Source organism: Williamsia sp. 1138, from assembly GCF_002095435.2.
In the GTDB taxonomy this organism is placed as follows: Bacteria; Actinomycetota; Actinomycetes; order Mycobacteriales; family Mycobacteriaceae; genus Williamsia.
Genome location: NZ_MJEJ02000052.1, coordinates 224,801 through 250,121 on the forward strand (window position 1 = coordinate 224,801; position 25,321 = coordinate 250,121).

At 65.5% G+C, this 25,321-nt stretch carries 23 protein-coding genes; 12 read left to right on the forward strand and 11 right to left on the reverse strand.

Translation table 11 applies throughout. From position 1 onward, the window contains the following. The first annotated feature begins 87 nt into the window (after positions 1 to 87). Genes BH683_RS24590 through BH683_RS24605 form a run of 4 tightly spaced genes read left to right on the forward strand, consistent with a single transcriptional unit; the run spans position 88 to position 4,464 of the window. A complete protein-coding gene (locus BH683_RS24590) occupies positions 88 to 1,773 on the forward strand; it encodes a thiamine pyrophosphate-binding protein (RefSeq protein WP_084838904.1) in 1,686 nt (561 codons plus the stop codon). Continuing rightward, positions 1,770 to 2,435, forward strand: coding sequence for an SRPBCC family protein (locus tag BH683_RS24595; protein ID WP_084838905.1), 666 nt, complete (start codon positions 1,770 to 1,772; stop codon positions 2,433 to 2,435). The genes BH683_RS24590 and BH683_RS24595 overlap by 4 nt, the downstream gene beginning before the upstream one ends. Next, positions 2,432 to 3,463, forward strand: coding sequence for a 3-oxoacyl-[acyl-carrier-protein] synthase III C-terminal domain-containing protein (locus BH683_RS24600; RefSeq protein WP_246833576.1), 1,032 nt, complete (start codon positions 2,432 to 2,434; stop codon positions 3,461 to 3,463). The genes BH683_RS24595 and BH683_RS24600 overlap by 4 nt, the downstream gene beginning before the upstream one ends. Then, positions 3,460 to 4,464 carry an aminotransferase class I/II-fold pyridoxal phosphate-dependent enzyme gene (locus BH683_RS24605; protein WP_084838907.1) on the forward strand — a complete coding sequence of 335 codons (1,005 nt, stop codon included), beginning with the start codon at positions 3,460 to 3,462 and terminating at the stop codon, positions 4,462 to 4,464. The genes BH683_RS24600 and BH683_RS24605 overlap by 4 nt, the downstream gene beginning before the upstream one ends. A 43-nt stretch (positions 4,465 to 4,507) precedes the next feature. On the opposite strand, the gene BH683_RS24610 is transcribed toward BH683_RS24605, so the two are convergent. Continuing rightward, positions 4,508 to 5,182, reverse strand: a complete 675-nt coding sequence (locus tag BH683_RS24610; protein WP_084838997.1) for a hypothetical protein — start codon at positions 5,180 to 5,182, stop codon at positions 4,508 to 4,510. 52 nt (positions 5,183 to 5,234) lie between these two features. Here BH683_RS24610 and BH683_RS24615 point away from each other — a divergent pair, with 52 nt between their 5' ends. After that, on the forward strand, positions 5,235 to 5,768 hold the full coding sequence (locus BH683_RS24615) for a hypothetical protein (protein WP_084838908.1): 534 nt from the start codon (positions 5,235 to 5,237) through the stop codon (positions 5,766 to 5,768). Between the two features lie 3 nt (positions 5,769 to 5,771). Here BH683_RS24615 and BH683_RS24620 read toward each other — a convergent pair whose 3' ends face one another. The 6 genes from BH683_RS24620 to BH683_RS24645 form a co-directional block, all read right to left on the reverse strand. Further along, entirely contained in the window at positions 5,772 to 6,728 is a 957-nt protein-coding gene (locus BH683_RS24620; protein WP_084838909.1) for a mechanosensitive ion channel family protein, read from the reverse strand. A gap of 51 nt (positions 6,729 to 6,779) precedes the next feature. Next, positions 6,780 to 8,102 carry a hypothetical protein gene (locus tag BH683_RS24625; protein WP_084838910.1) on the reverse strand — a complete coding sequence of 441 codons (1,323 nt, stop codon included), beginning with the start codon at positions 8,100 to 8,102 and terminating at the stop codon, positions 6,780 to 6,782. Then, a complete protein-coding gene (pgi, locus tag BH683_RS24630; RefSeq protein ID WP_084838911.1) occupies positions 8,099 to 9,781 on the reverse strand; it encodes a glucose-6-phosphate isomerase in 1,683 nt (560 codons plus the stop codon). The genes BH683_RS24625 and pgi overlap by 4 nt, the downstream gene beginning before the upstream one ends. Before the next feature lie 135 nt (positions 9,782 to 9,916). Further along, positions 9,917 to 10,786 (reverse strand): FAD:protein FMN transferase, encoded by an 870-nt coding sequence (locus BH683_RS24635; protein WP_084838912.1) that lies wholly within the window; start codon positions 10,784 to 10,786, stop codon positions 9,917 to 9,919. 150 nt (positions 10,787 to 10,936) lie between these two features. Beyond that, positions 10,937 to 11,155: a hypothetical protein gene (locus BH683_RS24640; RefSeq protein WP_084838913.1), complete on the reverse strand. Its 219-nt coding sequence runs from the start codon at positions 11,153 to 11,155 to the stop codon at positions 10,937 to 10,939. Between the two features lie 98 nt (positions 11,156 to 11,253). Continuing rightward, on the reverse strand, positions 11,254 to 11,934 hold the full coding sequence (locus BH683_RS24645; protein WP_084838914.1) for a TetR/AcrR family transcriptional regulator: 681 nt from the start codon (positions 11,932 to 11,934) through the stop codon (positions 11,254 to 11,256). Between the two features lie 91 nt (positions 11,935 to 12,025). Here BH683_RS24645 and BH683_RS24650 point away from each other — a divergent pair, with 91 nt between their 5' ends. Beyond that, positions 12,026 to 13,510 (forward strand): MFS transporter, encoded by a 1,485-nt coding sequence (locus BH683_RS24650; protein WP_084838915.1) that lies wholly within the window; start codon positions 12,026 to 12,028, stop codon positions 13,508 to 13,510. Between the two features lie 83 nt (positions 13,511 to 13,593). Here BH683_RS24650 and BH683_RS24655 read toward each other — a convergent pair whose 3' ends face one another. Continuing rightward, the gene (locus tag BH683_RS24655; RefSeq protein ID WP_246833577.1) at positions 13,594 to 13,899 is read right to left on the reverse strand and encodes a chorismate mutase; all 306 of its coding nucleotides are present in this window, start codon (positions 13,897 to 13,899) and stop codon (positions 13,594 to 13,596) included. A 48-nt stretch (positions 13,900 to 13,947) separates the two neighbouring features. Between BH683_RS24655 and BH683_RS24660 the strand changes: the two genes are divergently transcribed. Beyond that, positions 13,948 to 15,789 carry a hypothetical protein gene (locus tag BH683_RS24660; RefSeq protein ID WP_246833578.1) on the forward strand — a complete coding sequence of 614 codons (1,842 nt, stop codon included), beginning with the start codon at positions 13,948 to 13,950 and terminating at the stop codon, positions 15,787 to 15,789. Position 15,790: 1 nt separating this feature from the next. On the opposite strand, the gene BH683_RS24665 is transcribed toward BH683_RS24660, so the two are convergent. Beyond that, positions 15,791 to 17,323, reverse strand: a complete 1,533-nt coding sequence (locus tag BH683_RS24665) for a hypothetical protein (RefSeq protein ID WP_084838918.1) — start codon at positions 17,321 to 17,323, stop codon at positions 15,791 to 15,793. A 134-nt stretch (positions 17,324 to 17,457) separates the two neighbouring features. Here BH683_RS24665 and BH683_RS24670 point away from each other — a divergent pair, with 134 nt between their 5' ends. Continuing rightward, positions 17,458 to 19,935 (forward strand): UvrD-helicase domain-containing protein, encoded by a 2,478-nt coding sequence (locus BH683_RS24670; RefSeq protein ID WP_094647722.1) that lies wholly within the window; start codon positions 17,458 to 17,460, stop codon positions 19,933 to 19,935. Positions 19,936 to 20,035: 100 nt separating this feature from the next. Here the strand turns inward: BH683_RS24670 and BH683_RS24675 are convergent, their stop codons facing one another. Further along, positions 20,036 to 21,172 carry a M23 family metallopeptidase gene (locus tag BH683_RS24675; protein ID WP_246833579.1) on the reverse strand — a complete coding sequence of 379 codons (1,137 nt, stop codon included), beginning with the start codon at positions 21,170 to 21,172 and terminating at the stop codon, positions 20,036 to 20,038. Positions 21,173 to 21,550: 378 nt separating this feature from the next. On the opposite strand from BH683_RS24675, the gene sucC reads away from it, so the two are divergent. The 4 genes from sucC (at position 21,551) to BH683_RS24695 (ending at position 24,967) form a co-directional block, all read left to right on the forward strand. Next, on the forward strand, positions 21,551 to 22,714 hold the full coding sequence (gene sucC, locus BH683_RS24680; RefSeq protein WP_084838921.1) for an ADP-forming succinate--CoA ligase subunit beta: 1,164 nt from the start codon (positions 21,551 to 21,553) through the stop codon (positions 22,712 to 22,714). Positions 22,715 to 22,727: 13 nt separating this feature from the next. Then, the gene (gene sucD, locus BH683_RS24685) at positions 22,728 to 23,618 is read left to right on the forward strand and encodes a succinate--CoA ligase subunit alpha (RefSeq protein ID WP_084838922.1); all 891 of its coding nucleotides are present in this window, start codon (positions 22,728 to 22,730) and stop codon (positions 23,616 to 23,618) included. Positions 23,619 to 23,757: 139 nt separating this feature from the next. Beyond that, positions 23,758 to 24,510, forward strand: a complete 753-nt coding sequence (locus tag BH683_RS24690; RefSeq protein ID WP_084838923.1) for a hypothetical protein — start codon at positions 23,758 to 23,760, stop codon at positions 24,508 to 24,510. Then, positions 24,503 to 24,967 (forward strand): RDD family protein, encoded by a 465-nt coding sequence (locus BH683_RS24695; protein ID WP_084838924.1) that lies wholly within the window; start codon positions 24,503 to 24,505, stop codon positions 24,965 to 24,967. Before BH683_RS24690 ends, BH683_RS24695 begins: the two co-directional genes overlap by 8 nt. Here the strand turns inward: BH683_RS24695 and BH683_RS28775 are convergent. Next, the gene (locus BH683_RS28775) at positions 24,955 to 25,116 is read right to left on the reverse strand and encodes a hypothetical protein (protein ID WP_168187115.1); all 162 of its coding nucleotides are present in this window, start codon (positions 25,114 to 25,116) and stop codon (positions 24,955 to 24,957) included. The two genes, BH683_RS24695 and BH683_RS28775, sit on opposite strands and share 13 nt — an antisense overlap. Between the last annotated feature and the right edge of the window lie 205 nt (positions 25,117 to 25,321).

Here is a 25,321-nt window from a genome sequence, read left to right on the forward strand (position 1 = left end):
GGCTGTTGCTCGATGGTATGTCCGTGGCCGGTGCCTGTGAAGAGCACTCTCAGCGACCTTTCAGCGAGATGCGCGCAGTGTTGGGTCATGGCCCAATCCACTATGTCTCCCGGAACAGTGGCCGACGCGATCATGCGTCGGCTCCGTGACATCGGGATCGAACAGGTCTTCGGGGTCCACGGGGCCAACGTCGAAGATCTCTACGTCGCGGCGCTGGCAACCGACGGCCTCGATCCAATTGTCGCGAAACACGAATTCTCGGCCGGGACCATGGCCGACGGGGCTGCACGGATCACGGGCGTTCCCGCCGTCGTGATGACGACGTCGGGAGGCGGGGCGATGAACGTGGTGCCGGCGCTGGCCGAGTCCTACGACAGTCGGGTGCCGGTGCTGGCCCTGATCGGCGCCGCGCCGACCGGTCTACAGGGTCGGGGAGCATTTCAGGACATGCTGTCGGCGCCTGCGACGATCGATGCGCCCGCGATCCTCGGTTCGGTCAGCGGGCTGTGCCTGACAGTCACCGATCCCGGCGGCATCCATCAGGCGCTCGACGCCGCCGAGGAGGTGCTCGCTCGCAATCTCCCGGTCGTGCTGATCGTGCCCAAGGATGTCCAGCGGGCTCCGGCACCGGTGCAGAGCCGGAACGTTCGTTTCCCGGCGCGGGCCGCGCTGCCCGTCGCCGAGTTGGAGACCGTGGCCGCGGCACTCACCACTGCCCGCGGCGCCGTGGTGGTACTCGCCGGCGACGAGGCTGCCCGGCAGCAGGTGGGTGCCGAGCTGGCTGATCTGGTCGACGCGGTCCGGGGAGTGCTCGCCGTGACGCCCGGTGGCCGCGACACCATCGGGCCGGCGTCGCCGACCGTCGGGGTCGCCGGAGTGATGGGGCATCTGTCGGCTGCCAAGGCAGTGTCGGCGGCGGCAGTGGTCCTGGTGATCGGAAGCCGACTGCCGGTGACCGACCGTGCCGGCCTCGACCTCGACGGCACCACCGTGATCCATCTCGGCGCAGAGCAGCCCACGTGCCTGGTCACGCAGCACATTCGGGTCACCGACCTGAAGTCGGCAATCGAGTTGATCGTCAAGAACATCGATACCTCGATTGCAGTCGTGGACCGGCTTTCGCCCGGACTCGAGACCCTCTCCGGCCCGGCCCGTCTCGTAGGTGGGACGGAGTCGTCGCCGATGACCTCCACCGAGGTTGTCGAGATCCTGGGAGGGCAGATACCCGAGGGTGCCAACGTGTTCGCCGACGCCGGGAACGTCGGAGCCGCAGCCGTCCATCACCTTCCGGTCGGGCGAGGCGGCCGATTCCTGGTCGCCCTCGGCATGGGTGGGATGGGCTACGCATTCGGTGCCGCCATCGGAGCGGCGATGGCGACCGGACGCCGGTCGGTGGTACTGGCCGGCGACGGCGCATTCTTCATGCACGGCATGGAGATCCACACCGCCATCGAACATCGGGTACCGCTGACCGTCGTGATCTTCAACAACGACGCCCACGGCATGTGTGTCACGCGAGAGCAGCTGTATTTCCCGGGAACCGCGAGCGTCAACAGATTTCGCCCTACCGATTTCGTGGCCGGGCTCACCGGCCTGTTTCCAGGACTGCCCGTTCACGGTGCGGCCGTTCGAGACGATCTGGCTACCGCGGCCGACACCGTCTTCGCTCACCACGATGGACCCAACTGCCTTGTGGTGCAGACCGATCCCGACGAGATGCCGCCGTTCGCGCCCTTCGTGACCGCTTTCGAATCACTCGAGGAGAACCGATGACCACGACTCTGCCCGCACTCGAAGACCTGGGAAACGCCGCTACCGAACTCGAGGGTCTGACACGGATCGAAACCCACGATCGCCACCAGGCGACGCCGATCATCCTGGACATGCTGCGATCGGTGTACCCGCACGATCAGGTGTTCGGAGAGTTCTGCCCGGTGCAGGCGTTTGTCGACGCGCCACCGCGTGAGGTCTACGACTGGCTCGCAGACACCCGTTCGCTCGAGGAATGGACCTACAGCCTGCGAGGATTCACGCCGACATCAGATCCTGGCTTGTGGATCGCCAAGGATCGTCTCGGCGACAACACCGACTGTTACACGCGTACGGACGCCAATCCCGAAGCGATGACTGTCGACTACCACTGCGCGTGGGATCAGGGTGAGCACCTCTGGATGATCTATCTGATGAGGGTGGTCGACGCGCAGGTGGTGCTGAACAAGCCGGGCTCAGTTGTGCTGTGGAACAACTGCAAACACCCCTTCTACGACGACAACGCCTACCCCGACACCGCCCCACCCGAGCGACCGGTGTGGGTCGGTGACTTCTGGGACATGTTCTCGGCGGGACATCAGCTGGAGATGAACAACCTCAAGGCCATCGCCGAATATCGCCATCGCAACGGCCTGCCCGTCAAGCCCGAATGGATGACCCGATGAGCGCCCCGGACCCGACAGCACCGACCATCTCGCTGATCGACGTGGCGAGTTACCTGCCCGAGAACCGGGTCCCGGCGGAGTACTTTGCGCAGTTCGCCGAATCCGACGATTTGGCAGGCAATCTCATGTTCCGGGCCCCGAAGTTCCGGCACCACGCCGCGCCGGACGAGACGTCGACCGACATGATCGAACGGGCGATGATGCCCCTGCTCGACCGTCACGGAAGCGAGATGCTCGACGATGTCGACATCCTCATCACCCACAGCCAACTGCCCGAACTGCCCGTCGTGGGTTGTGGTGGCGAGGTCGCGCATCGGCTCGGGATCAAACCGGAGACAGTCATCGATGTCCACAACGGAGGTTGTGCATCCTTCATCCACATGATGAAGCTGGCGCAGCAGCTGATGATCGCATCGGGTGCACGAAAAGCTTTGATAGTAAACGCGCAGAACAGTGCCGGCCAGGTGTTCGTACAGGATCAGGTCCGGGGTAAGCCGCAGGCGGCGATCCCCGGTGATGGTGCGAGCGTGGGATTGCTCGAACTGTCCGGTTCGTCACCCGTTCTCGCGGTCACTTGCCGCACCTACGGCGAATACGCCGGTGACATGACGTCGGTCTCGACGCCGCAGCGGAAGTACTGGGAGGCCGGACCCGGTCAGATCCACGTCGGCTTCACCGAGGCGAAGATCTCGAAGGTGCTCGCCCGGGGCAATCGTCTGGTGCCCGAGGTCGCCTACGACGTCGCCGACAAGATCGGCGTGCGTCCGTCGGAGCTGGACTGGTTCATCACCAACCAGCCCAATCGAATCTTCTTGCGCAATTGGCGCGATGCCATGGAGCTCCCCGAAACGCGACATCCGGACACGTTCGAAGAATGCGGCAATCTCTTCGGGGTCGGTGTGCCGTTGACCCTGGACACCGCGGTCTCCGACGGCCGGATTCAGTCCGGTGACATCGTCATGATGGCGGCATTCGCCCACGCCGGTGACTTTGCCGGTGCGACCGCAGTGCGGTGGGGTGGACGATGACGGATCTGATTCCGTTGCATCTCAACGAGAGCCCGTATCCGCCGCTGCCCAGCGTCGCATCGGCGCTGCAGGGATGGATCAACGAGGCCAACCGCTATCCCGAGTTCCTTCCGAATGCGCTGCGTTCGGTGGTCGCCGACTTCGTCGGTGTCGGCTCTGATCGGGTGAGCATGGGTGCCGGCGCCACGGGGCTGGCCTACCAAGTGCTGCAGGCATTCTGCGGACCGGGTGAGCGGTTTCTCACGTCGACCCCTACCTTCGACGGGTATCCGATCCTGGCGGATCTGGCGGGTGTCGGTGTCGACGCAGTGCGGTTGCGTCCCGATGGCGGCACGGATCTGCCTGCGATGGCTGCGGCGATCGGCGCCCGGACCCGAGTCATCGTGCTGTGCTCACCGCACAATCCCACGGGATCGGTGATCGGTGAGGACGAACTGCACCGGTTCCTGCAGCAGGTCGGTGAAGAGCGGATCGTGGTCCTGGACCAAGCCTATTTCGAGTTCGCCGACAGCGGCCCCGACATCCATCGACTGCTCCGGTGTTACCCGAACCTGCTGATCCTGCGTACTTTCTCGAAGGCCCACGGGTTGGCGGCCCTGCGGGCGGGATACGCGATCGGTGCCGCGTCCACGATCGAGCGGGTACGTCATTACGAGGTGCCGTTCGGGATCGGATCGGCGGCCGGAGTCGCGGTGCCGGTGGCGCTGGCCGCGACGGACGAATTGGCGACCCGGGTTCATGCGGTTCGTACCGAACGGACCCGGTTACAGGCGGCGTTGGTGGACCTCGGGATCGAGACCCTGCCGAGCCAGGCCAACCATGTGTTCGTCCGTACTGTGGTGCCGGTGGATCTGGCATCGGTACTGCGCGGTGGTGGGGTCGCCGCGAAGGTCTACGGCGGCGCCGAGGGCCTGACGGGGGTACGGATCACCGTCGCGGACCGGGCAGCCACCGATTCGGTGGTCAGAGCCCTGTCGCTGGTCCGCGAGATGAGCGCCTGACACCGCACGGTCGACGGGGACGGGCGGGTGTTGGGCGAGCCGATCAGCCGGTCGGCGAGACCGAATCCGACGGTGCGCCCGACGTCGGGGCCGGTGAACCATCCGACCAGACGACCGGCGCGGACTTGTAGTCGAACTGCTCGTCACCGGTGTCCGCCCAGTAGATGACCCGGGTCAGCTGGGTATCCGGGTCTGCCAGCGCCACAAGGCAGGTGGCGTAGGACTGGCCTTTGGCGAGGGTCTCCGGTGGCGGGGTGGCCTGGCAGCCCGCGACGTTGTCCGGTGGGGTGAGGGTGAGTGCGGGCGTCACCCCGTCTGCGCTGCCCGCGAAGCCCGCGACCGACAGCGCGTTGCGTTGCCGGTCCACGGCTTGTGTGACGGTGAGATGGATGAAGAAAGGGTCGCCGCCGTGGGTGAACGAGTCTGGTAGGTCTGTGCCGGCGGGTTCGATCCCGGTGACCGTGAAGCCGGAGAGCTGCTGGCCAGGCCGGAATGCGTCCGAGGGCAGCAGCGCGGTGTCCGACCACAACAGCGCTTCGCCGGGTTCGGTCAATGCGAGCGGCCCGGCCGGGAGGGTGACGTTCGCCGAGGTCGGCACCGTCACGCTGGGGGTGGTCCGAGTCGATTCGTCCGAGTCGCCACCGTTCGAACACGCGGCCACGGTCGTCAACAGCGCCGCTGCCACCACAGCAGATGCCACGCCATTTCGCACAGTCATCTCGTGATCGTATGTGGTCGACGCCGTTCCGGGGCGACGTAGGGTGTGCACCATGGGAAATCAACAGGACGAGGTGTACGGGCGCGGAGCTTTCCAGCTCTACGGCAGCGAACTGCAGGTGAAGATCAGCGACCTGCTGGCCGACGTCTTCGGGCGCGACGACATCACCTGCTGGGCCGGCGACTGGCGCGGAATCCTGTACTTCACCCTCGATGACGAGGACGGCGTCGACCCGCAGCAGATCTTCGGTTTCGATCCTTCCACCGGCGACAGCGGAGAGCTCGCGACCCTGCCCGAGTTGATGGCGGCCATCGACCGCGGAGACATCGCCGACGCGGTCGACGGGACCGGGTTCGCGACATGGCTGGCCGAGACGGGAAACACCGAACTGGCCGTGGCGACCTGCGCGCCGACGGTCGAACTCGAGTTCATCGGCGGTTCACCGGATGAACGGGTCACCGAACCTCGCGATGTCGTGACCCACGTGGCCCTGGCCGCCGTGATCATGGGTCGGCTGCAAGCCCTCGACGTCCAGCCCGGGGACCCGATCCCGGACGAACTGTTCGACCGATCACGCTGGGAATGAGGTCTATTCGCTGCCCTCGGCGACCTTGACCAGCGTCGACGGTCCCATCTCGCGGCCCGTCGGATACGGCATCCGAATACCGTTCGTCTCGTACGCCGCCAGGATCTGCTTACGGATCCGTCGCTGTAGAGCCCACTGCGCATTGGGGCGGGTCTTGAGGAGGATCCGCAAGGTGACCATGTCGGCGGAGATCTCCTGCACACCCAGCATCTCAGGGACACCGAGCACATCCTTGGCGACGGCATCGTCGGCCACCGCGTCCTCCGCGGCCTCGAGCGCCACCCGTTGAGCCCGCTCGAGATCGACGTTGTGCGCGACGGGGACCTCGATCCTGGCGACGGCGTAGTCCTGGCTCATGTTGCCGACCCGGACGATCTCGCCGTTGCGGACGTACCAGAGGGTGCCGTCGATGTCTCGCACGGTGGTCACGCGGAGGCCGACTGTCTCGACCTCGCCGACGGCCTCACCGAGGTCGACGATGTCGCCGACACCGTATTGGTCCTCGAGCAACATGAACACGCCGGAGACAAAGTCTTTCACCAGGTTCTGGGCACCGAAACCGATCGCCAGACCGACGAGGCCCGCCGACGCGAGGAACGGCGCGATGTTGACCTGCAGCACACTCAGGCAGGTCAAGACGACCCAGACGAGGATCAGGATCGATGCGGTGGACTTGAGCACCGAGCCGATGGTCTCGGCACGTTGCTGCCGACGTTCGATCACCTGCGGGTCTCGTAGGGCCTTGGGGCTGCGGTCACGCAGGTGACGCAGCAACGCCGGCTTCTTGCCCTCCTCACCCGATCCTGCGGCCGGTCGCCTGGTCGCGCGGTTGATGACCCGATGAGCGACATACCGGGCGATCAGTCCGACAGCGACATAGATCACAATCCTGATCGGGTTCTCGATGAGCCAAAGACGGTTGGTATCAGTCCATTCGAATGCGACTGCGGTAACACTCATGGCCCCGACGTTACGGATTTGTTGTCATCTGTCCAGCCGCGGTGGGTTCATTCACCAGTGATCGGCGGTCAGATCCCAGTGTCCGAGAACCTTGTTGATCAATTCGCGAAGGTCTGCGTGATGTGCAACGGTGGGGTCCGGCACGCCGATGCAGATGGTCACATCACCGCCCGCCGTGGCGGCCCATCCGGAAACCGAGCACCGGGTCTGTGTGCTCCCCGAGGCGCTCAGATGGGGATGCACCGATCGAGCGGCGATGGCCCGGCCCCGATGTCCGGAGAGCATGGTGAGCAAACCGTCCAGATCGCCCATGTTCGATGCCAGACCGTCCCGCGATCCGGGGTCGGGAACCAGTGCGTGGGCGGCGCGGTGGCCGATGACCCCGAGCACTTCTTCGGGCATGCCTGCGGGCGGCCCCATCCCGCGGCCTGCCCCTGCGTCTGTGAACGCGGCGCGTGCACGCTCGCGCAACAGCGGCAGGTCACGACATTCGTCGATCGACGCGACATCGATGGACGCGGCGGTGATCGTGTTCGCGCCCTCGCCGCCCTGCGACACCGGCACCGCCAGTTGCGCGGGCCCTGATCCACGGATCTGCAGGACGAGTTCCCCGATGAGCGCCGTGAACAACGTATTGGTGGTGCCGCCGTGGCGCCGGGCCGAGGCGTTCCAGGTGGCGGCGTCGACAGAGAAGATCGCCGTCGGCTCCCGCCACTCCGAAGAGCCAGGGGGTTTCGATGGTCGCGGTGATACCGGCCTGCGGGCGGCAGCGAACAGTTCGGCACGATGCGCCGGGTCGCGCACTCCCCGGGCGATACTGCGGCCCACCCCTCCGACTGCGATCCGGAGCTGGGACAACGCATCCCGCGCATCGTCACCGAAGGTCGGCAGCGCTGGGACCGGCATGGCGGCGCCGGCCTCGTCCACGGCCATCGCCGCGGCGCGGATCAGGGATTCGGCGTCGGCCACCACGTGCGAGCACAGCAGGGACACGACCGAGCCCCCGGTCTCCAGGCGTGCGAGCGACAGCTCCCACACCGGTCCTCGAGCGATGTCCAGATCGGTGTCACCGCGGGCATCAGCCCACGCGGTGATCGTCCCCGACGCCAGCGGTTCGGGTTCGACGTACACGGGATTCAGGACAACGCCGCCGGCAAAATGGTTGCGGGCGGGCCAGATCCGGCGCCGGACCACTCTTCTGGTCAAGGGTCCGGCCGCCAGGGTGCGGTGGGGCAGTTCCAGATCTGCCGCGGTCAACGTCGCATCGAACCGCCAAAGTCCCTGCATGGCGATGGGTATGCCCATCCCATGATGGGTCCGCCAGAAGATGTCGTCCGCGACACCCAGGCGGCTGACCCCGGCGGCGGAACTCACGCGCTGCGGCCCCGGTACGTCCGGTACCAGCGAACCAGCGAGTCGGTGGACGAGTCGTCGTGCGTCTCGGGCGATTCGTCCTCCGTGATCACCTTGAGGAGCTCGGACGCCTGCTTCTTGCCGAGCTCCACGCCCCATTGGTCGAAGCTGTTGATGCCCCAGATCGCGCCTTCGACGAACACCTGATGCTCGTAGAGTGCGATCAACTGACCCACCACCGACGGGGTCAGCTTGGGGGCCAAGATCGACGTCGACGGCCGGTTACCTGGCATCACCTTGTGTGCCACCACATGTGGATCGACACCCTCGGCGGCGACCTCGTCGGCGGTCTTGCCGAATGCGAGCACCTTGGTCTGGGCGAAGAAGTTGCTCATCAGCAAATCGTGCATGCTGCCCGTGCCATCGGCTGTAGGGAGATCATCGGTGGGCTCGGCGAACCCGATGAAGTCGGCGGGAACCATCCGGGTGCCCTGATGCAGCAGCTGGTAGAACGCATGCTGACCGTTGGTACCGGGCTCGCCCCAGAAGATCTCACCGGTGTCGGTGGTGACGTGATGACCATGGGTGTCAACGGATTTGCCGTTCGACTCCATGGTGAGTTGCTGCAGGTACGCCGCAAACCTGGACAGATCGTTGGAGTAGGGGAGCACCACCCGGGATGCGGTGTCCCAGAAGTTCGAGTACCAGAGGCCGATCAGGCCGAGGATCACCGGCGCGTTCTGATGCAGTGGCGCGGTGCGGAAATGCCGGTCGACGATGTTGAACCCGTCCAGGAAGTCGGCGAAGGCCTCCTTTCCGATGGCCGCCATCACCGACAGCCCGATCGCGGAGTCCACCGAGTAACGGCCGCCCACCCAATCCCAGAAGCCGAACATGTTGGCGGTGTCGATGCCGAACTCCGACACCTTTTCGGCGTTGGTGCTGACCGCGACAAAGTGTTTCGCCACCGCGTCGTCGCCTGCCCCGAGCTTGTCGAGCAGCCACCGGCGCGCAGCCGACGCGTTGGTCAGCGTCTCGAGCGTGGTGAACGTCTTCGAGGCGATGATGAACAGCGTCGTCTCGGCGTCGAGGTCGGCGAGGGTGGAGACGAGATCGGCGGGGTCGACGTTCGAGACGAAGCGACAGCGGATGTCGGTGTCGGCGTAGTGCCGCAGGGCCTGGTACACCATCACCGGTCCGAGGTCGGAACCGCCGATACCGATGTTGACGACGGTCTTGATCGACTTGCCGGTATGGCCTTTCCACTCTCCGGACCGCAGCTTGTCGGTGAAGGCGCCCATCGCATCGAGGACCTCGTGCACATCGTGCACCACGTCCTGGCCGTCGACCTTCAACGTCGCGTCACGGGGAAGGCGCAGCGCGGTGTGCAGCACGGCACGGTCCTCGGAGGTGTTGATGTGCTCGCCCCAGAACATGGCGTCGCGTTTCTCGGCGAGGCCGACCTCGCGGGCCAGCCCCAGCAGCAGTTCGATGGTCTCGCGCAGGACCCGATGCTTGGAGTAGTCGATGTGGAGGTCTCCGACGTCGATCGTGAGTTCGGCCCCCCGCTTGGGATCGACGGCGAAGATCTCGCGAAGGTGCATCGCGTAGACGTGCGGTTGGTGTGCGGACAGTTCCTGCCAGGCGTGGGAGCCGGTGAGGTCGAACTCCCGGGTTGACTCGCTCGGACCGCTGCTCATGTCGACAGACCCCTTCATCGGTTGCAGATTGCCAAATCTGCACTTGGTGACCTTGAGTATCAGCCTAGTCAGGCTTGGGGTCGTACTTGTACCCGAGCGACATAACCGGTCGAACGACTTCGGGTTTCCTATCCCTCAGGCGGCCAGCGCGTGTCCGGTCGCGGGCACCCGGCCGACCCGGACCACGTCGGAATCGGAGGTGTCGATACGAGCGGCGAGGCCCTGGGCAGCGAGCCAGCGAGCCGCGGCGGCGGGATCGACATGAGATCTGAGGCCGGCGGCTTGAGCCAGGGCGGCTGATTCGGCCACGACGCTCACGCACTCGAGGAAGCTCTGCGGCGGGACGTCGTCGGGCGCCACCGGCAAGCTGCGGTAGTCCGCTGCCGTGACCCGGGCGACGGCCAGACCCGCGCCGAGCGGGTGTTCCATCCCGAGGGCTCCGCAATCCCAACCGTCTGCCGGTGCGGGACCCGCGGTCGCGGCAAGGTCACCGACCCGGACCAGCACTCCGCAGCCAAGAAGCTCGGCGAGGTGAGTGCTGGCCTGGTCGGCCAGCAATGCCCGGGCGGTGGCGAGCAGTTCGAGCCGGACCTCGTTCGGCACGGTCACCGTTCCGCGCCCGATCTGCACGCGATGCCACACGGGTATCGGAGAACTGACGGCCGAGGTCATGCCCGCCGACGAGACGGAGAACGTCAGACCCGGCAGGTAGCGGTAGTCCGGTGTGCCCGAGCGCCGCACCGCCCGTGTCGCACCATCGGTGAGGTCCTCGAAGAAGAGTGCCTCGATGATGAGTTGATCGAGGAGCGAGGACACCATCACCGGCCGCCCGGCGGCATTGTCGAGCGCGAACACCTCGGCGGACGGCCGGGCGCGGTTCACGGTGCGATCGAGTCGCTCGGCGAGCGCGCTCACGTGGTCGACCGCACGGCCGTGGTGGTCGGGCGCGGTGACCGACACCGCAATATCGGTGTCGAGACCGAAAAGCGCAGTAGTGGCGATCATCGTCGTACCTCTTCGTCCGGGTTGTCTTCTCTTGGTGTCTTCCACTGTGAGCGTTGAACCTGGTAAGGGGCTGTGAGTAGGGGATGAGCAGCCTGGTGAAATGCCCGAATCCGGGCCACCTCGAGGGAGGTGGCCCGGATGGGGTGCGCGCTATGCGGAGATCGAGATGTCGTAGACCCCGTCGTAGTCGACGTCGGAGACGTACTCGTCGACGTAGCCGTCGTAGTCGGTGTCGACCTCGGCCTCGTCGGCGATCCCGTCGGCGTTGGTGTCCCATTCGGTGACGTCGACATATCCATCGCCGTTGGTGTCGGTGACGATGGTGTCGACGATGCCGTCTGCATTGGTGTCGAAGTACTGGGTCTCCATGGGCTTCTCTTTCTCGCGTAGTGGGTGATGCTGTCCTGCAGCTTGTTCGCTGCATTTCGGAGATAAGAGATCGGCGGTCGACGAAATGTTCCCGCGAGTCAGGCGGGCGCGTCGGGTAGCAGTGCAGAGGTCAACGTGGTGCGGATCCAGTCCTCGAAGTCGTCGTAGGTGAATCCGGCCCGAACGACCAGCTGCTCGTGGGTGTGCGGGCTGGCGATCACCCATGCGGTGTCACCCGCCGATTCCGGGGTGAGTTCGGGGCGGAGCTGATCGACAGGAATGTTGCCGACCAGATTCCGGATGGCCATGCGCCTGATCTCCATCAGGTTCTGCCAGTCGGTGGCGGCCTCGGGGTCGATCGCCGCGGCCTGCGCGTAGGTCCCGAACCCGACCGCGGCCCGTTCGGTCAGGAGTCGGAACTGATGAGCCGCATGCGCGATCAGCTCTCGTGGGGTCGCGGCCGTCGGGTCGAAGGCGTTGAGGATCGCCGCAGGCATGTCTTGTGGGTTCACCGCTCCGGGCTGCCCGCCCATCAGTTGAGACTCCAACATCCCTCGCAACAGGCCTCGTTTGTTGCCCCACGACGAGTAGATGCTCTGCACAGAGACGTCGGCGCGCTCAGCGATCTTTGTGACTGTGGCTGCAGCATAACCACTTTCGGAGAAGACTTCGATCGCCGCCGCCAAGATGCGCCGCCGCGTATCGGCCCTGGTGACCGCGCCGGCCTCACGTTGCCTGCTGGTGCGACGGGATGCTTTTTCCGGTTCGCTCTTGCTCATGGTCTCCAGTGTATGCCATGCTCTGGAAAGACGTTCTAAATCATTGGAACGCCACTCCGAACCAAGCCGGGTTCACTCTGAAGGATCAGTCATGAATACCGTGTCGCCCACGACCCAGAAGCCGATCAACACGCGCGCCGTGATGATCGTGGTGTGCCTTGCCCTTGCGGCAGTGGTCGCCGCGATGTCGTCGCTGAACGTCGCCCTCCCGGACATCGCGCGTTCGACCCATGCGAGTCAGACGCAGTTGTCGTGGATCATCGACGCGTACTCGCTGATCTTCGCCTCGCTGCTGCTACCGGCCGGGGCGATCGGAGACCGATACGGTCGTCGCAAGACGTTGCTGGCCGGATTGGCGATCTTCGGTGTGGCCTCGATCGTGGCAATGACCGCGGCGTCGGCGTCTGAATTGATCGGCCTGCGCGGGGTGATGGGGCTGGGGGCCGCCCTCGTCATGCCTGCCACGCTGTCGACCATCACCAGCACGTTTCCGGACAACAAGCGCCCGCAAGCCGTGGGGGTCTGGGCGGGCGTCGCCGGTGGCAGTGCAATCCTCGGATTGCTCGCCTCGGGCACATTGTTGGAGTTCTTCTCGTGGCGTTCGGTGTTCGGTCTGAATGTGGTGCTGGCTCTGGTGGCAATCGTCGCGGCGTGGCGGGTGGTCCCCGAGTCGGCCGACGCATCCGCACCCAAGCTCGACCTCATCGGCGCGGCGCTGTCCGTCGCGGGGCTCGTGGTGGTCGTCTACTCCATCATCGAGGCGCCCGAAGCCGGCTGGCTCAGCGCCCGGACCCTGGCCGGGATCGTCGGGGGATTCGTGATCTTGGCGCTGTTCATCCTGTTCGAACTCCGCACCAAGAACCCGATGCTCAACCCCCGGATCTTCACCCATCGCGGTCTGAGCGCAGGCAGCCTGTCGATCTTCATGCAGTTCTTCGCGTTCTTCGGATTCATCTTCGTCGTCCTGCAGTACCTGCAGATGGTGCGCGGCGACTCGGCGCTGATCTCTGCGGTGTCGATGCTGCCGATGGCCGCATGCATGATGCCGTCGGCGCGCCTCTCCCCGAAGCTGACCGAGAAGTTCGGTTCGCGGCCCGTCTGCATCGTCGGACTGGTGCTGGTCGCGGTGGGTCTGTTCATCCTGTCGCGGCTGGGCGTCGACAGCTCCTACTGGTTGCTGCTGGCCGGTCTCATCCCGCTCGGCATCGGGATGGGTACGGCGATGACGCCTGCCACCAGCGCCATCACCGGCGCACTCCCGAAGGCACAGCAAGGCGTGGCATCGGCGATGAACGATCTGTCCCGTGAGGTCGGCGGCGCACTCGGGATCGCGGTTCTCGGCAGCGTTCTCACCCAGGGATACCGGAGCAATCTCGAGGTGCCTCGGGTGCCTGCAGAGATCCTGGAGAAGGCGAGAGCCTCGTTCGCCGGCGCCTCACATGCCGGCGGTCAGATCGCGGCGCACGCCGACGTCGCCTTCGCAAGCGGAATGCAGAGCGCTCTGCTGGTGGCATCCATTGCGGTCCTGGCGGCAGCTCTGGCGGTGGGGATGCTGATGCCCAAGACCCAGGACTGATTTCTGACCAGAAACGTCCCCGGAAGGGCTACCCGAGGGCGACACGCCCTCGGGTAGCCCTCTCGGGGCCGTTTGTGGTGCGACTAGCGGCCGAGCGGCCCGCGGCCGAGCCGAAGCAACAGCATGGCAAGGGTGTGACCTTCTTGGCCCAGCTCGCTGAACCGGTCGAGAACCTTCATCTCGCGGCTGTGCACCAACCGGGGGCCACCGGTGGCCATGCGGGTCTGACCGACCTTCTTGGAGACTGCGGTGCGACGTTTGATCGCAGCGAGGATGATCGCGTCGACACGGTCGATCTCAGAGCGCAACTCTTCGATGTCTTCGGGGATATCGCCCACGTCAGAGCCCAGATTGAGCCCGGACAGATCGATTGGCTGGTCAGCAGTCACGCGCCCAAGTGTGCCACGCGAGGTGGTGCCACTGGTAAGAGTGGTCCGATGCATCGGCGAGCTTCGACACTTCTGGCACCGACCGGCCCCACGGCCGGCGCGGTGACCCGGGCCGCGCGGTGGGTGGTCCCGGTGGCGTTGGGCCTGATCGTGATCCAGCTCGCCGTTCGTTCCTGGCTCGTGGCCCGAGGGAACTTCTACTGGGACGACCTCATTATCATCGGCCGGGCGTCGGAGGGGTCGATCTTCTCGTGGGACTTCCTCATGCACGACCACGACGGACATCTCATGCCGGCGGCGTTTCTCGTCGCGGGAGTCACCACCGACATCGCCCCACTGAACTGGGCGCTGCCCGCGATCACGCTGGTGATCGGTCAGCTGCTCGCGTCGCTGGCGGTGCTCCGGTTGCTTGTCGTGATCGCCGGTCGCCGGCGGCCTGCCGTCTTGCTGCCGTTCGCCTTCTACCTCTTCACCCCGATGACCGTGCCCGCGTACAACTGGTGGGCTGCGGGCCTCAACACCTTGCCGCTGCAGATCGGCATGGCGATCGTGACGGCAGACGTGGTGCAGCTGTGCCGGGGCGAGGTCGATCGACGCCGGGTGATCATCCGTTCGCTGGTGGTCTTCGTGGTGGCGCTCGCGTTCTTCGAGAAGTCCGCGCTGATCGGGCCGGTCGCCGGGATCACTGCGTTCCTGTGGTGTTTGCTCGCCGATGACCGCGGAGTACGGGCTGCCCTGCACTCGGCGTGGAACGCCGCGCGTGAGCTCTGGATCGGTCTGGTCGCGATCACGACCGTGTGGGCGGTGGGCTATCTGGCGCTCACCTCCGCCACCGCCGGCGAGCACTCGATCGCCCAGACCATCGCCCTCGTGTGGCGCTCGATCAACAAGGGCGTTGTCCCGGGAACCGTTGGCGGGCCCTGGTTCTGGGAACGATGGGTACCGAGCCCACCGATGGGCTTCCCGTCCTGGTGGCTGATGGCGGCTGGTTGGCTGGTGGTGATCGGCGCGGTCGTCATCGCGTTGCGGACGCGGCAGCGGTCAGCCTGGGTGATCGGTGCGGTGTTCGGCTACGTCGCCGTGCTGCAACTTCCGTTGCTCTGGAGCCGCACCAGCGAGAACACCGCGCTCGAACTCGCCCAGACTCTGCGCTACCTACCCGACAGCGCGCTGGTGATCGCCACCGGCGTCGCGCTCATCCTGCAGGCGCCGAAACGGTCTCTGTCCCACGCGGTCGACGATGCACCGCGCTGGCTCCGGCCGGTCGCCATCGCGTCGGTCCTGGCGTTCATCGCGAGTTCGCTCGTGTCGACCGTGCGATTCTCGACCGAGTGGCGGGAGGACCCCACCGCCGACTACCTGGCGAACGCGCGCGCGTCGCTCTCGGAGGCGAAGGACACCCCGATGTTCGACCATCCGCTACCGCTGCTGGTGTTGCTTCCGGTCGCCTATCCCTACAACCAGGTGAGCAAGGTGTTCGCCGGTCTGGACGATCGGCCCGAGTTCGGCCGGTGGACCGACAAACTCCAGGTCCTCGACGACAGCGGGCATCTGACTCCGGCCGAGGTCACCCCGCGACGTGCCACCGAGGCCGGCGCCGGTGCCTGCGACGATCCGGAGGTCACCGGTCCGGCGGCGATCGATCTGGACGGGCCGTTGCTCGACTGGTTGTGGACGGTGGCGTTGCCCTATTGCGCCAACACCGACGGGCAAGTGCAGATCGGCCTCGCAGGTGGCGATCCGGTGACCGTTCCCGTTCGGGCCGGCCTGCATTCGGTCTATGTCCAACTCCAGGGTTCCGGTACCGCGCTGCAGGTGCGGCCGTTGACGCCGGGCGTGGAACTGCACCTGGGTGCGGCGCGGGTCGGCGAGGTCGTCCGGTCGCCCTGAATCACGCGGCCGGAGGTACCACCACGATCTCGATACCCCGTACTCCGTTGTCGTCGAGTGTCTTCTTCGTCGCATCCGCGGCATCCTGTTCGGCGAAGACCCAGCGCACCGGGGTGGACCGGGCCGCCTTGATCTGTGCTGTGGCGGTGTCGACGAGGGCGTCCGTGCCCGCCCATCCGGTGTCGAGCGAGCCATCACTGCCGACGTTGGCCGAGTAGCCGGGACCGAACGTCATCAGCAGGGTGCCGTCGGGAGCGCGTCCGTCGAAGGCCGCGTCGTTCACGACGTAGGTGTAGGTCGACGGTGCGCCGGTCACCTGCAGGTTGTAGTCCCTGGCAGCCACGTCGCCCTTGAATCCGGTCGGGGTCCAGGTGCCCTGTGCCTCGGCGGTGGAGATCTGCTCGTTGGCGGCCAGGGCCCTGGTCAGCACAGTGGGGTCCTGATCGACATACGCGGTGAAGACGTAGGCCACATCGCCTTTGAGGGTGCCGTCCTCATTGGGGACGGTGAACGGGCAGCGCGTCTCGGCCTGGCCGTTGAGCGGCACCGTGACGGTACGCGTGCACGTGCCGCCGACGGGGCGGTCATTGAGGGTGAGTGTCATGTCACCGACCACCGTGATGGACCCGGGTTGCGTCGCGTTGGACGTCCGCGCGACGTAGGTGACGATGTACTCGCACACCGGCGGAGAACACGGAGACACCGTGAGCCGGAATCCGCTGGCGTCGAAGTTCGGACTCAGATACGGCGCGGGGATGTGCGCGAGGGTCTGGGCCTGGGCGTCGATCCGGTCGTACAGTCGTCCGATCTCGTTGGGCCCGATGGGCGTCACCGCGACGTCGACCTCGACCCGGTCACCACCGGTCTGGGTGATCGGGCCTTTCACCGTGGTCAGGTTCTTGTCCGGTCCGGTGGTGGCACGCATGGAGCCGCCGGAGACGAAACTGTCGCCTTCGACGGTCACATCGGGCAGTCCTGCGGGCAGGAAACGGCCGTCAGGGGTGCCGACCAGTCCGACCGGCTGCCCCTTGGATTCGAGATCCACCGCCTCTTCGTCGTTGGACAGTGCGAAGGCGAGGTTGGGTGGAGCCAGTAGCCAACCCAGGTTCGGAAAGGTCGCCGGATCGAGTTTGGCCCAGCCGCTCGCGACGGCCTCATAGTTCATCTTGGGCTTCTCGAGCTGGCTCTTCCAGAAGCTGGCCGAACCCTTGGCGTACGTCAGGCCGTTGACGCCGATGATCTCGGCGGACTCGCCTCCGACCTTGATCTGGCCTTGCAGATCGCCGCTGGCCGAGACCTCGACGTCGGTGAGGTTGATCTTCATCTCGCCTGCGGTGACCGAACCGGTGTACTTGGCGCCCGGCTGATCGGCGAAGGTGGTCGCGACCTCGGTGAGCGACTTGTAGGCCAGGACAGCGGCGGGCGCGGTGGCCGTCCCGTCGGCGCTTCGTGGCAAGAAGATGAGCACGAGTACCGCGACCAGGGCCACGATGGCGGCCCCGAGTAGTGCACCGGGTAAAGCCTTGCTCTTCATTGTCAGCCCCCAGGTTGAAGTGGCGCTGATGTTACCCAATGCCCGGTTCGCGCCGTGATGGCGGAACTGTCGGGGTCAGCGGGTAACTTTGGACCACGATGAAAAGCACTGCTCCGCACCCCGCGCTACCGGGTATGGCCACTGGAAACCTGCAGGACACTCCCCAGTCCGAGTCGAGTCGTGCTCGCGAACTCCTCGACGGCCTCAATCCTCAGCAACGGGCGGCCGTCCTGCATTCGGGATCACCGCTGCTGATCGTGGCCGGTGCCGGTTCGGGCAAGACCGCGGTGCTGACCCGCCGAATCGCGTACCTGCTCGCCGAGCGGGATGTCACGCCCGGTCAGGTGCTGGCCATCACCTTCACCAACAAGGCCGCAGCCGAGATGCGAGAACGGGTCGCGGATCTGGTCGGCCCGCGCGCGCATCGCATGTGGGTCAGCACGTTCCACTCCACCTGCGTCCGCATCCTCCGCGCGCAGGCGACCTTGCTGGCCGGGATGAACTCCAATTTCTCGATCTACGACGCCGACGATTCGAAGCGCCTGTTGTCGATGATCGTGCGCGACCTGGATCTGGACCCCAAGAAGTTCAGTCCTCGTGGTGTCGGGATCGCGATCTCGAACTACAAGAACGAACTCATCGATCCAGACGCCGCGCTCGCGGACGCGGAGGAAAAGGCCGAACCCGCGCTGGTGACCATCGCGCAGATCTATCGGCACTACCAGCAGCGGTTGCGATCGGCGAACGCTTTCGACTTCGACGACCTGATCGGCGAGACCGTCGGACTGCTCCAGGCGTTTCCCGAGGTCGCGGAGTACTACCGCCGGCGATTCCGGCACGTGCTGGTCGACGAGTATCAGGACACCAACCACGCCCAGTACATCCTGGTGCGTGAACTCGTCGGCACCGGGGGCGTCGGGAACGTCAGCCCGTCGGAGCTCTGTGTGGTCGGCGACGCGGATCAGTCCATCTACGCGTTCCGCGGCGCCACCATCCGAAACATCGAGGAGTTCGAACGCGACTTCCCAGACACCGAGACCATCCTGCTCGAACAGAACTACCGCTCGACCCAGACCATCTTGTCGGCTGCCAATGCGGTGATCTCCCGCAACGCGGGGCGTCGGGAGAAGAAGCTGTGGACCGACAGCGGCGACGGGGAGCTGATCGTCGGGTACGTCGCAGACAACGAGCACGATGAGGCGCAGTTCATCGCGCGAGAGATCGATTCCCTTTCGGACACAGGGGAGTTCAAGTACTCGGAGATCGCGGCGTTCTACCGTACCAACACGGCTTCACGTGCTCTCGAAGAGGTGTTCATCCGGCTCGGCATTCCTTACAAGGTCGTCGGTGGGGTGCGGTTCTACGAGCGCAAAGAAGTCCGCGATATCGTCGCCTACCTGCGGGCGGTTGCCAACCCGGACGACACCGTGAGTCTGCGTCGCATCCTGAACACCCCCCGCCGCGGTATCGGCGACCGGGCCGAGGCGTGCGTGGCGGTGCATTCGGAGAACACCGGGACGAGTTTCTACCAGGCACTGATCGACGGCGCCGAGGGCAAGGTTCCACTGCTGGGAACCCGTGCCGTCAAGCAGATCTCGAGCTTCGTCGAGCTCATCGAAGGTCTGCGTAACGACTTCCTGTCGAGCTTCGGTGCGGCGGGCTCGTCGGACGCCGACGTCGCTTCGGTGGATGCGGGTAGTGAGGCGGGCGACATCGGTGAACTGGTGGAGGCGATCGCCGAGCGCACCGGATACCGCTACGAACTGGAGGGTTCGTCTGACCCGCAAGACGGGGCCAGGCTCGACAACATCAACGAACTCATCTCGGTGGCAAGGGAATTCAGTGCAGAAGCGGCTGCTGCCGAGCCACCGGAGACGCAGCTGGATGAGGATGGCCTGGCTGCAGATGAAGGTGAACCCGACCCGGGTTCTCTCGCAGCATTTCTGGAGCGGGTCGCACTCGTCGCCGACGCCGATCAAGTTCCGGACGACGAGGACGGCGTCGTCACCTTGATGACGCTGCACACGGCGAAGGGCCTCGAGTTCCCGGTGGTGTTCGTGACCGGTTGGGAGGACGGACAATTCCCGCACATGCGCGCGTTGGGTGATCCGGCTGAGCTGTCGGAGGAACGCCGTCTCGCGTACGTCGGGATCACCCGGGCGCGTAAGCGGCTGTACCTGAGCCGGGCGATGGTCCGTTCGGCGTGGGGTACGCCGATGCAGAACCCGGAATCCCGTTTCCTGCAAGAGATTCCGCAACACCTCATCGACTGGCGTCGTACCGAACCGAAGCGCAGCATGGGTCGTCGATCCAGTGACGGCAGCCGCGACTATGGCGACAACGGCCGCGGCTTCGGCGGTGGCGGCTTCGGTGAACAGCGGTCGTATGGCGGCGGATCACGTCGTCAGGAGTCATTCGGATCGCCGACGCGGGGGCGCAACAAACAGATACATGTCGAGGTGGGGGACAGGGTCACCCACCCCAAGTACGGCATGGGCAAGGTCGTCGGCAAAGAAGGTTCCGGACCGACCGAGCGGGTGATGTTCGACTTCGGCAGCGCCGGGCGGATCACCCTCATGTCCCTTGGCGGGCTACCCGTCGAGAAACTCTAGCGGGGGGTACAGCCACAAACCCACCCGTTCCAGGCAAAACCACCCGCCGCAGCAACTGGTTTTGCCTGCAGCGGGTGGGTTTGTGAGGAGAGCGGGGGAGTCAGCTGCCGGTGTAGGAGGCGAGACTGATGCCGTGCGCGGCGAGCCAGGGAGCGGGATCGATTTTCATCGTGCCGTTCTTCCAGACCTCGAAGTGCAGGTGCGGGCCGGTGGAAAAGCCTTCGCTGCCGACGAGTGCGATGATCTGGCCTGCGGTGACCTTCTGGCCCTTGGTGACCAGAACGCCGCTGGAGGCCATGTGGCCGTACATGGTGACGGTGCCGTCGTCGGACTTGATCTGCACCCAGTTGCCGTATCCCGATGCCGGCCCGGCGTCGATCACTTCGCCGTCGGTGGCGGCGTGGATGGGAGTTCCCAGAGGTGCGGCCATGTCGATGCCGCCATGGAACGAGCCCCAGCGGTTCGCATACGTGGACGTGAAGGTGTACGCGCCGGGCGCGATCGGCGAGACGAACAGCGGGATGCGAGCCGCGGCGTCCGCCTGAGCTTTCGCCTCGGCGATCTCCTGGCCCTCGGCGAGCTGGCTCGTAAAGGTGTCCATGTTGGCCGGTGCGGGCGCGCCTGCGATACCGGCTGCCGGACCTTGGGTGTCACCGTTGGTGACGGCCACGGGAGTCGGAGTCGCGGACTGCGCGTTGTCGTCGGCCGGCTGGGCGAAGCTACCAGTTGCCGCGGCGACCGCGGCACCCGCGGCGACTGCGAGCAGTGCGGCGCGACCCTTGAGGGCCTGCGGCGGCGCTGCAATGCGATGTTTGCCGGAACCGCGACGGGGGGATTGTTGCTTCTGCGGCGTCCACAGCGAGTCCTTGGACTCCGCGTCGAAGTCGTCGTACTCGGCGCCATGGATCTGGAAGGGGTGCTCGTGGGCGTACTCGTCGAACTCGATCTCGGCGACGACGATGTCTTGGGTGATCTCGGCCGGTCGCGGCTGGTCGTACGCGTCGCGATCGAAGCGGCGAGCACCGGAGCGGTCGGCACGGCGGCGTCCGCCGGTGCTCAGGGACTCGTTGCGCCATTCGGAGAGCGGCCCGTCGGCGTACTCCTCGAGACCGAAGTCTTCGACGGGAATGATCGAGGTGATCTCGTCGTGTCGCATGACTGCCGGCAGCTCATCGAGGGTTCGGGCCGACGGGAGCGCTGGCGCGCCGCCACCGGAGATCGTTCCACGAGCTGACAACAGATTGGGCCTTTCTAACTGCGATCTGACGGCCGGCGCGTATGCATCGGCGCGTGTGCACAAATCCGGTGTGATGGATCCGTGACCTTACTGACTCAGCGACGGTAACGAAATGATTGCGACGGGCGCAACCGGACGCGGTAATTGGGGTGCTCGTTGTGAGGTGGATCACTCGGTTGCGTACGCTTTGTCCGTTGCTGGTTCCCAGGTCACCTCACCGGGCATGACCCTCGGAGCGTGAGCTACCGGTGAGTGGGTCCGTGTCAGTGATCTGTAGCACAAGCTGCGGGAGCAGTGATAAGCGCTGTTTCTCGCGGCGTTACAGTCACTTCGGCCCGCAACACCAACTGCGGGCAAATCTACGAGATGGTGAGCTGAATGGATCTCTTCGAATACCAGGCGAAGGAGCTCTTCGCCAAGCATGAGGTGCCGACCTCGGCCGGCCGTGTCACCGACACCGTCGATGGCGCACGGCAGATCGCCGAAGAAATCGGCAAGCCCGTGATGGTCAAGGCGCAGGTGAAGGTCGGTGGCCGCGGCAAGGCCGGCGGCGTCAAATACTCCAAGAACGTCGACGAGGCCGTCGCGAACGCCGAGTCGATCCTCGGCCTCGACATCAAGGGCCATGTCGTCAAGAAACTGCTGGTCGCAGAGGCGAGTGACATCGCCGAGGAGTACTACATCTCCTTCCTGCTCGACCGCACCAACCGCACTTACCTGGCCATGTGCTCGGTGGAGGGTGGCGTCGAGATCGAGGTCACCGCCGAGGAGAATCCCGACGCGCTCGCCAGGATCCCCGTGGACGCCGTCAAGGGTGTCGACCTCGCCTTCGCGCGTGAGATCGCCGAAGCAGGCAAGCTGCCCGCCGAGGTCCTCGACGCCGCGGCCAACACCATTCAGAAATTGTGGGAGGTCTTCATCAACGAAGACGCACTCCTCGTCGAGGTCAACCCCCTCGTGCGCACGCCGACCGATGAGATCCTCGCCCTCGACGGCAAGGTCACCCTCGACGCCAACGCTGATTTCCGCCAGCCGGGCCACGCCGAGTTCGAGGACAAGGACGCAACCGATCCCCTCGAGCTCAAGGCGAAAGAGAACGACCTCAACTACGTCAAGCTCGACGGTCAGGTCGGCATCATCGGTAACGGTGCCGGGCTCGTCATGTCGACACTCGACGTCGTCGCGTACGCAGGCGAGAAGCACAAGGGCGTCAAGCCTGCCAACTTCCTCGACATCGGTGGCGGTGCCTCGGCCGAGGTCATGGCCGCGGGTCTCGACGTCATCCTCGGCGACGAGCAGGTCAAGAGCGTGTTCGTGAACGTCTTCGGTGGCATCACCGCGTGTGACGCGGTCGCCAACGGCATCGTCGGCGCACTGAAGAAGCTCGGCGACGACGCCAACAAGCCCCTCGTTGTTCGCCTCGACGGCAACAAGGTCGAAGAAGGCCGCAAGATCCTCGCCGACGCGAATCATCCTCTGGTGACGCTCGCCGAGACCATGGACAGTGGCGCCGACAAGGCCGCCGAACTGGCGAGCAAGTAGGAGCAACAGATCAATGTCGATTTTTCTGAACAAAGATTCCAAGGTCATCGTTCAGGGCATCACCGGCGGTGAAGGCACCAAGCACACCGCACTGATGCTCAAGGCAGGCACTCAGGTCGTCGGCGGTGTCAACGCCCGCAAGGCCGGCACCACCGTCAGCCATGACGGCGGCGTCGAGCTGCCCGTGTTCGGTACCGTCGCCGAGGCCATCAAGGAGACCGGCGCAGACGTGTCGATCGCTTTCGTGCCGCCGAAGTTCGCCAAGGACGCGATCATCGAGGCCATCGACGCCGAGATCGGTCTGCTCGTCGTCATCACCGAGGGCATCCCGGTGCAGGACAGCGCATACGCGTGGGCCTACAACGAGTCCAAGGGCAAGAAGACCCGGATCATCGGGCCGAACTGCCCCGGCATCATCACCCCCGGTGAGTCGCTCGTCGGCATCACCCCGGCCAACATCGCCGGCACCGGCGGCATCGGCCTGGTCTCAAAGTCGGGCACCCTGACCTACCAGATGATGTACGAGCTTCGTGACATCGGCTTCTCGACCGCCATCGGCATCGGCGGCGACCCGGTCATCGGAACCACCCACATCGACGCCATCGAGGCGTTCGAGCAGGACCCCGACACCAAGGTCATCGTGATGATCGGTGAAATCGGCGGTGACGCAGAAGAGCGCGCGGCCGACTACATCAAGGCCAACGTCACCAAGCCGGTCGTCGGCTACGTCGCCGGCTTCACCGCTCCCGAGGGCAAGACCATGGGCCACGCCGGCGCCATCGTCTCGGGCAGCTCGGGCACCGCTCAGGCCAAGAAGGACGCACTCGAGGCCGCAGGCGTGAAGGTCGGCAAGACGCCGTCCGAGACCGCCGATCTCGCGCGCGAGATCTACAAGAACCTGTAAGGCTTCCCGCCACACGTTCGCTCGTCGAAGGGCGTCGGTTCACTCGAACCGGCGCCCTTTGCCATGTCCGGTGTAGTTCAGGGTTTGGCGAGTAATGTTCTGAGTCTTACTGGTAGGCGAGTGAAGGAACCGCACGCGCATGGTCACCGGCGGAACATTGGGGTCCGGCCTGGCTCGACGAGCCGGATCGGCGTACTCATTTGCCTCCCGTATCCCGGTCGTCGGCCCGGTTCTGACACGGACGACGGCAGAAGCGATCGCGTTGGGGGAGCAGGCCCTCGCCGGCGCCCTGGAACTGACCCGCGCTGCTCTCAAGGTCATCATCCGGGAGGTGATCGAAGCCCTCGTCGTCGAAGTCGATCTCACCGAACTCGTCAAACGCCACGTGGACATCAATGAGATCGCCACCGTGATCGATCTGGACACCATCGCCGCACGGATCGACATCGACGCCATCCTGAACCGGGTAGACCTGGACGCCGTCATCGAGACCGTGGACCTGAACCGGGCCGTCAGCGGTGTGGACCTCGACGCGATCGCCGCGAAGATCGACATCGAGGCGGTGATCGGTCGTGTCGACCTGATCGGTCTGGCCAACGAGATCATCGACGGTGTGGACCTCCAGGCGATCGTCCGAGAGTCGACCACCACCCTGACGACGGGCGTGCTCGACGACGTTCGCACGCAGGGGGCCCGCGCGGACGATGTGGTTGCCGGGGTGTTCGGACGGCTGCTCGGCCGGTCGGTCCCACCGCCCCGCGGCAGGCCCGGTCTGAACGGGACCGTCCCGGCGGCCGCCGCCGCGCCGAACACCGCAACGTCGGTCACCGAGGTCGTGGTCGACGTGCACCGCCGCGATCGTGGACACACCCCGTTGGACACCCATGAGTGAACTGGCCCCACAGCCGCCGCACACCAGCAGCGACGATCTCGAAAGCCGGTCCGCGGGAATCGTCAGCCGCGGCGTCGCAGCTGCGGTCGACGTGGCCGCCGTCGCCGTGATCCTCGGAGCGATGTACCTGGGCCTGCTGCTCCTGTCGCTGCTGTTCAACTCGGGCTCGTTCTCTCCGCCGAGTCCGGGCATCCTCTTCACGGGTGTGGTGGGTTACACCACCGCGATCCTCTATCTCGCCGGCTGTTGGGCGGTCTCGGGACGCACCGTGGGTTCGGTTGCCATGGGTCTGGAAGTGGTGAGCCGCAACGGCAAACGGATCGGGCCCTCGCGCTGCCTGGTCCGCGCGCTCTTCTACGCATTTTTCCCGATCGGGCTCGCTTGGGTCGCCGTCGACCGCCGACGGCGATCGGTGCAGGACATCGTGCTGCGTAGCAGCGTCATCTACGCCTGGTAGCTCTCGTCGACCGTGCCGATAACGCCGCCGACCGTGCTCTTCTGGACGCCGACCGTGCCGATAACGCCGCCGACCGTGCCCATCCGATCGTCGATCGTGCCTGTCCGATTGGGTGTTGCACTGGCACTCAACGCTTCTGGCCGCTGCATCGCCGGTAAAGCACGGTGAGTGGTCGTTACGGCACGGTGAGCGGTCGGTAGGGCACGGTGAGTGGTCGGTAGGGCACGGTGAGCGGTCGGGAGGGCCCGGTCGGCGCCTGACAAAGGCGCGCCAGGGACATTCCCTAGAATCTGCGGGATTCTAATTCGACACGCCGATATTGCTCCAGGTCAACGTCTTTGGTAGCGATGGGGA

Bases quoted from the DNA above. Each gene is read 5' to 3' on its own strand.
- BH683_RS24590 (WP_084838904.1), top strand. From the start codon at position 88: ATGGCCCAATCCACTATGTCTCCCGGAACAGTGGCCGACGCGATCATG.
- BH683_RS24595 (WP_084838905.1), top strand. From the start codon at position 1,770: ATGACCACGACTCTGCCCGCACTCGAAGACCTGGGAAACGCCGCTACC.
- BH683_RS24600 (WP_246833576.1), top strand. From the start codon at position 2,432: ATGAGCGCCCCGGACCCGACAGCACCGACCATCTCGCTGATCGACGTG.
- BH683_RS24605 (WP_084838907.1), top strand. From the start codon at position 3,460: ATGACGGATCTGATTCCGTTGCATCTCAACGAGAGCCCGTATCCGCCG.
- BH683_RS24610 (WP_084838997.1), bottom strand. From the start codon at position 5,182: ATGACTGTGCGAAATGGCGTGGCATCTGCTGTGGTGGCAGCGGCGCTG.
- BH683_RS24615 (WP_084838908.1), top strand. From the start codon at position 5,235: ATGGGAAATCAACAGGACGAGGTGTACGGGCGCGGAGCTTTCCAGCTC.
- BH683_RS24620 (WP_084838909.1), bottom strand. From the start codon at position 6,728: ATGAGTGTTACCGCAGTCGCATTCGAATGGACTGATACCAACCGTCTT.
- pgi (WP_084838911.1), bottom strand. From the start codon at position 9,781: ATGAGCAGCGGTCCGAGCGAGTCAACCCGGGAGTTCGACCTCACCGGC.
- BH683_RS24635 (WP_084838912.1), bottom strand. From the start codon at position 10,786: ATGATCGCCACTACTGCGCTTTTCGGTCTCGACACCGATATTGCGGTG.
- BH683_RS24640 (WP_084838913.1), bottom strand. From the start codon at position 11,155: ATGGAGACCCAGTACTTCGACACCAATGCAGACGGCATCGTCGACACC.
- BH683_RS24645 (WP_084838914.1), bottom strand. From the start codon at position 11,934: ATGAGCAAGAGCGAACCGGAAAAAGCATCCCGTCGCACCAGCAGGCAA.
- BH683_RS24650 (WP_084838915.1), top strand. From the start codon at position 12,026: ATGAATACCGTGTCGCCCACGACCCAGAAGCCGATCAACACGCGCGCC.
- BH683_RS24660 (WP_246833578.1), top strand. From the start codon at position 13,948: ATGCATCGGCGAGCTTCGACACTTCTGGCACCGACCGGCCCCACGGCC.
- BH683_RS24665 (WP_084838918.1), bottom strand. From the start codon at position 17,323: ATGAAGAGCAAGGCTTTACCCGGTGCACTACTCGGGGCCGCCATCGTG.
- BH683_RS24670 (WP_094647722.1), top strand. From the start codon at position 17,458: ATGGCCACTGGAAACCTGCAGGACACTCCCCAGTCCGAGTCGAGTCGT.
- sucC (WP_084838921.1), top strand. From the start codon at position 21,551: ATGGATCTCTTCGAATACCAGGCGAAGGAGCTCTTCGCCAAGCATGAG.
- sucD (WP_084838922.1), top strand. From the start codon at position 22,728: ATGTCGATTTTTCTGAACAAAGATTCCAAGGTCATCGTTCAGGGCATC.
- BH683_RS24690 (WP_084838923.1), top strand. From the start codon at position 23,758: ATGGTCACCGGCGGAACATTGGGGTCCGGCCTGGCTCGACGAGCCGGA.
- BH683_RS24695 (WP_084838924.1), top strand. From the start codon at position 24,503: ATGAGTGAACTGGCCCCACAGCCGCCGCACACCAGCAGCGACGATCTC.
- BH683_RS28775 (WP_168187115.1), bottom strand. From the start codon at position 25,116: ATGCAGCGGCCAGAAGCGTTGAGTGCCAGTGCAACACCCAATCGGACA.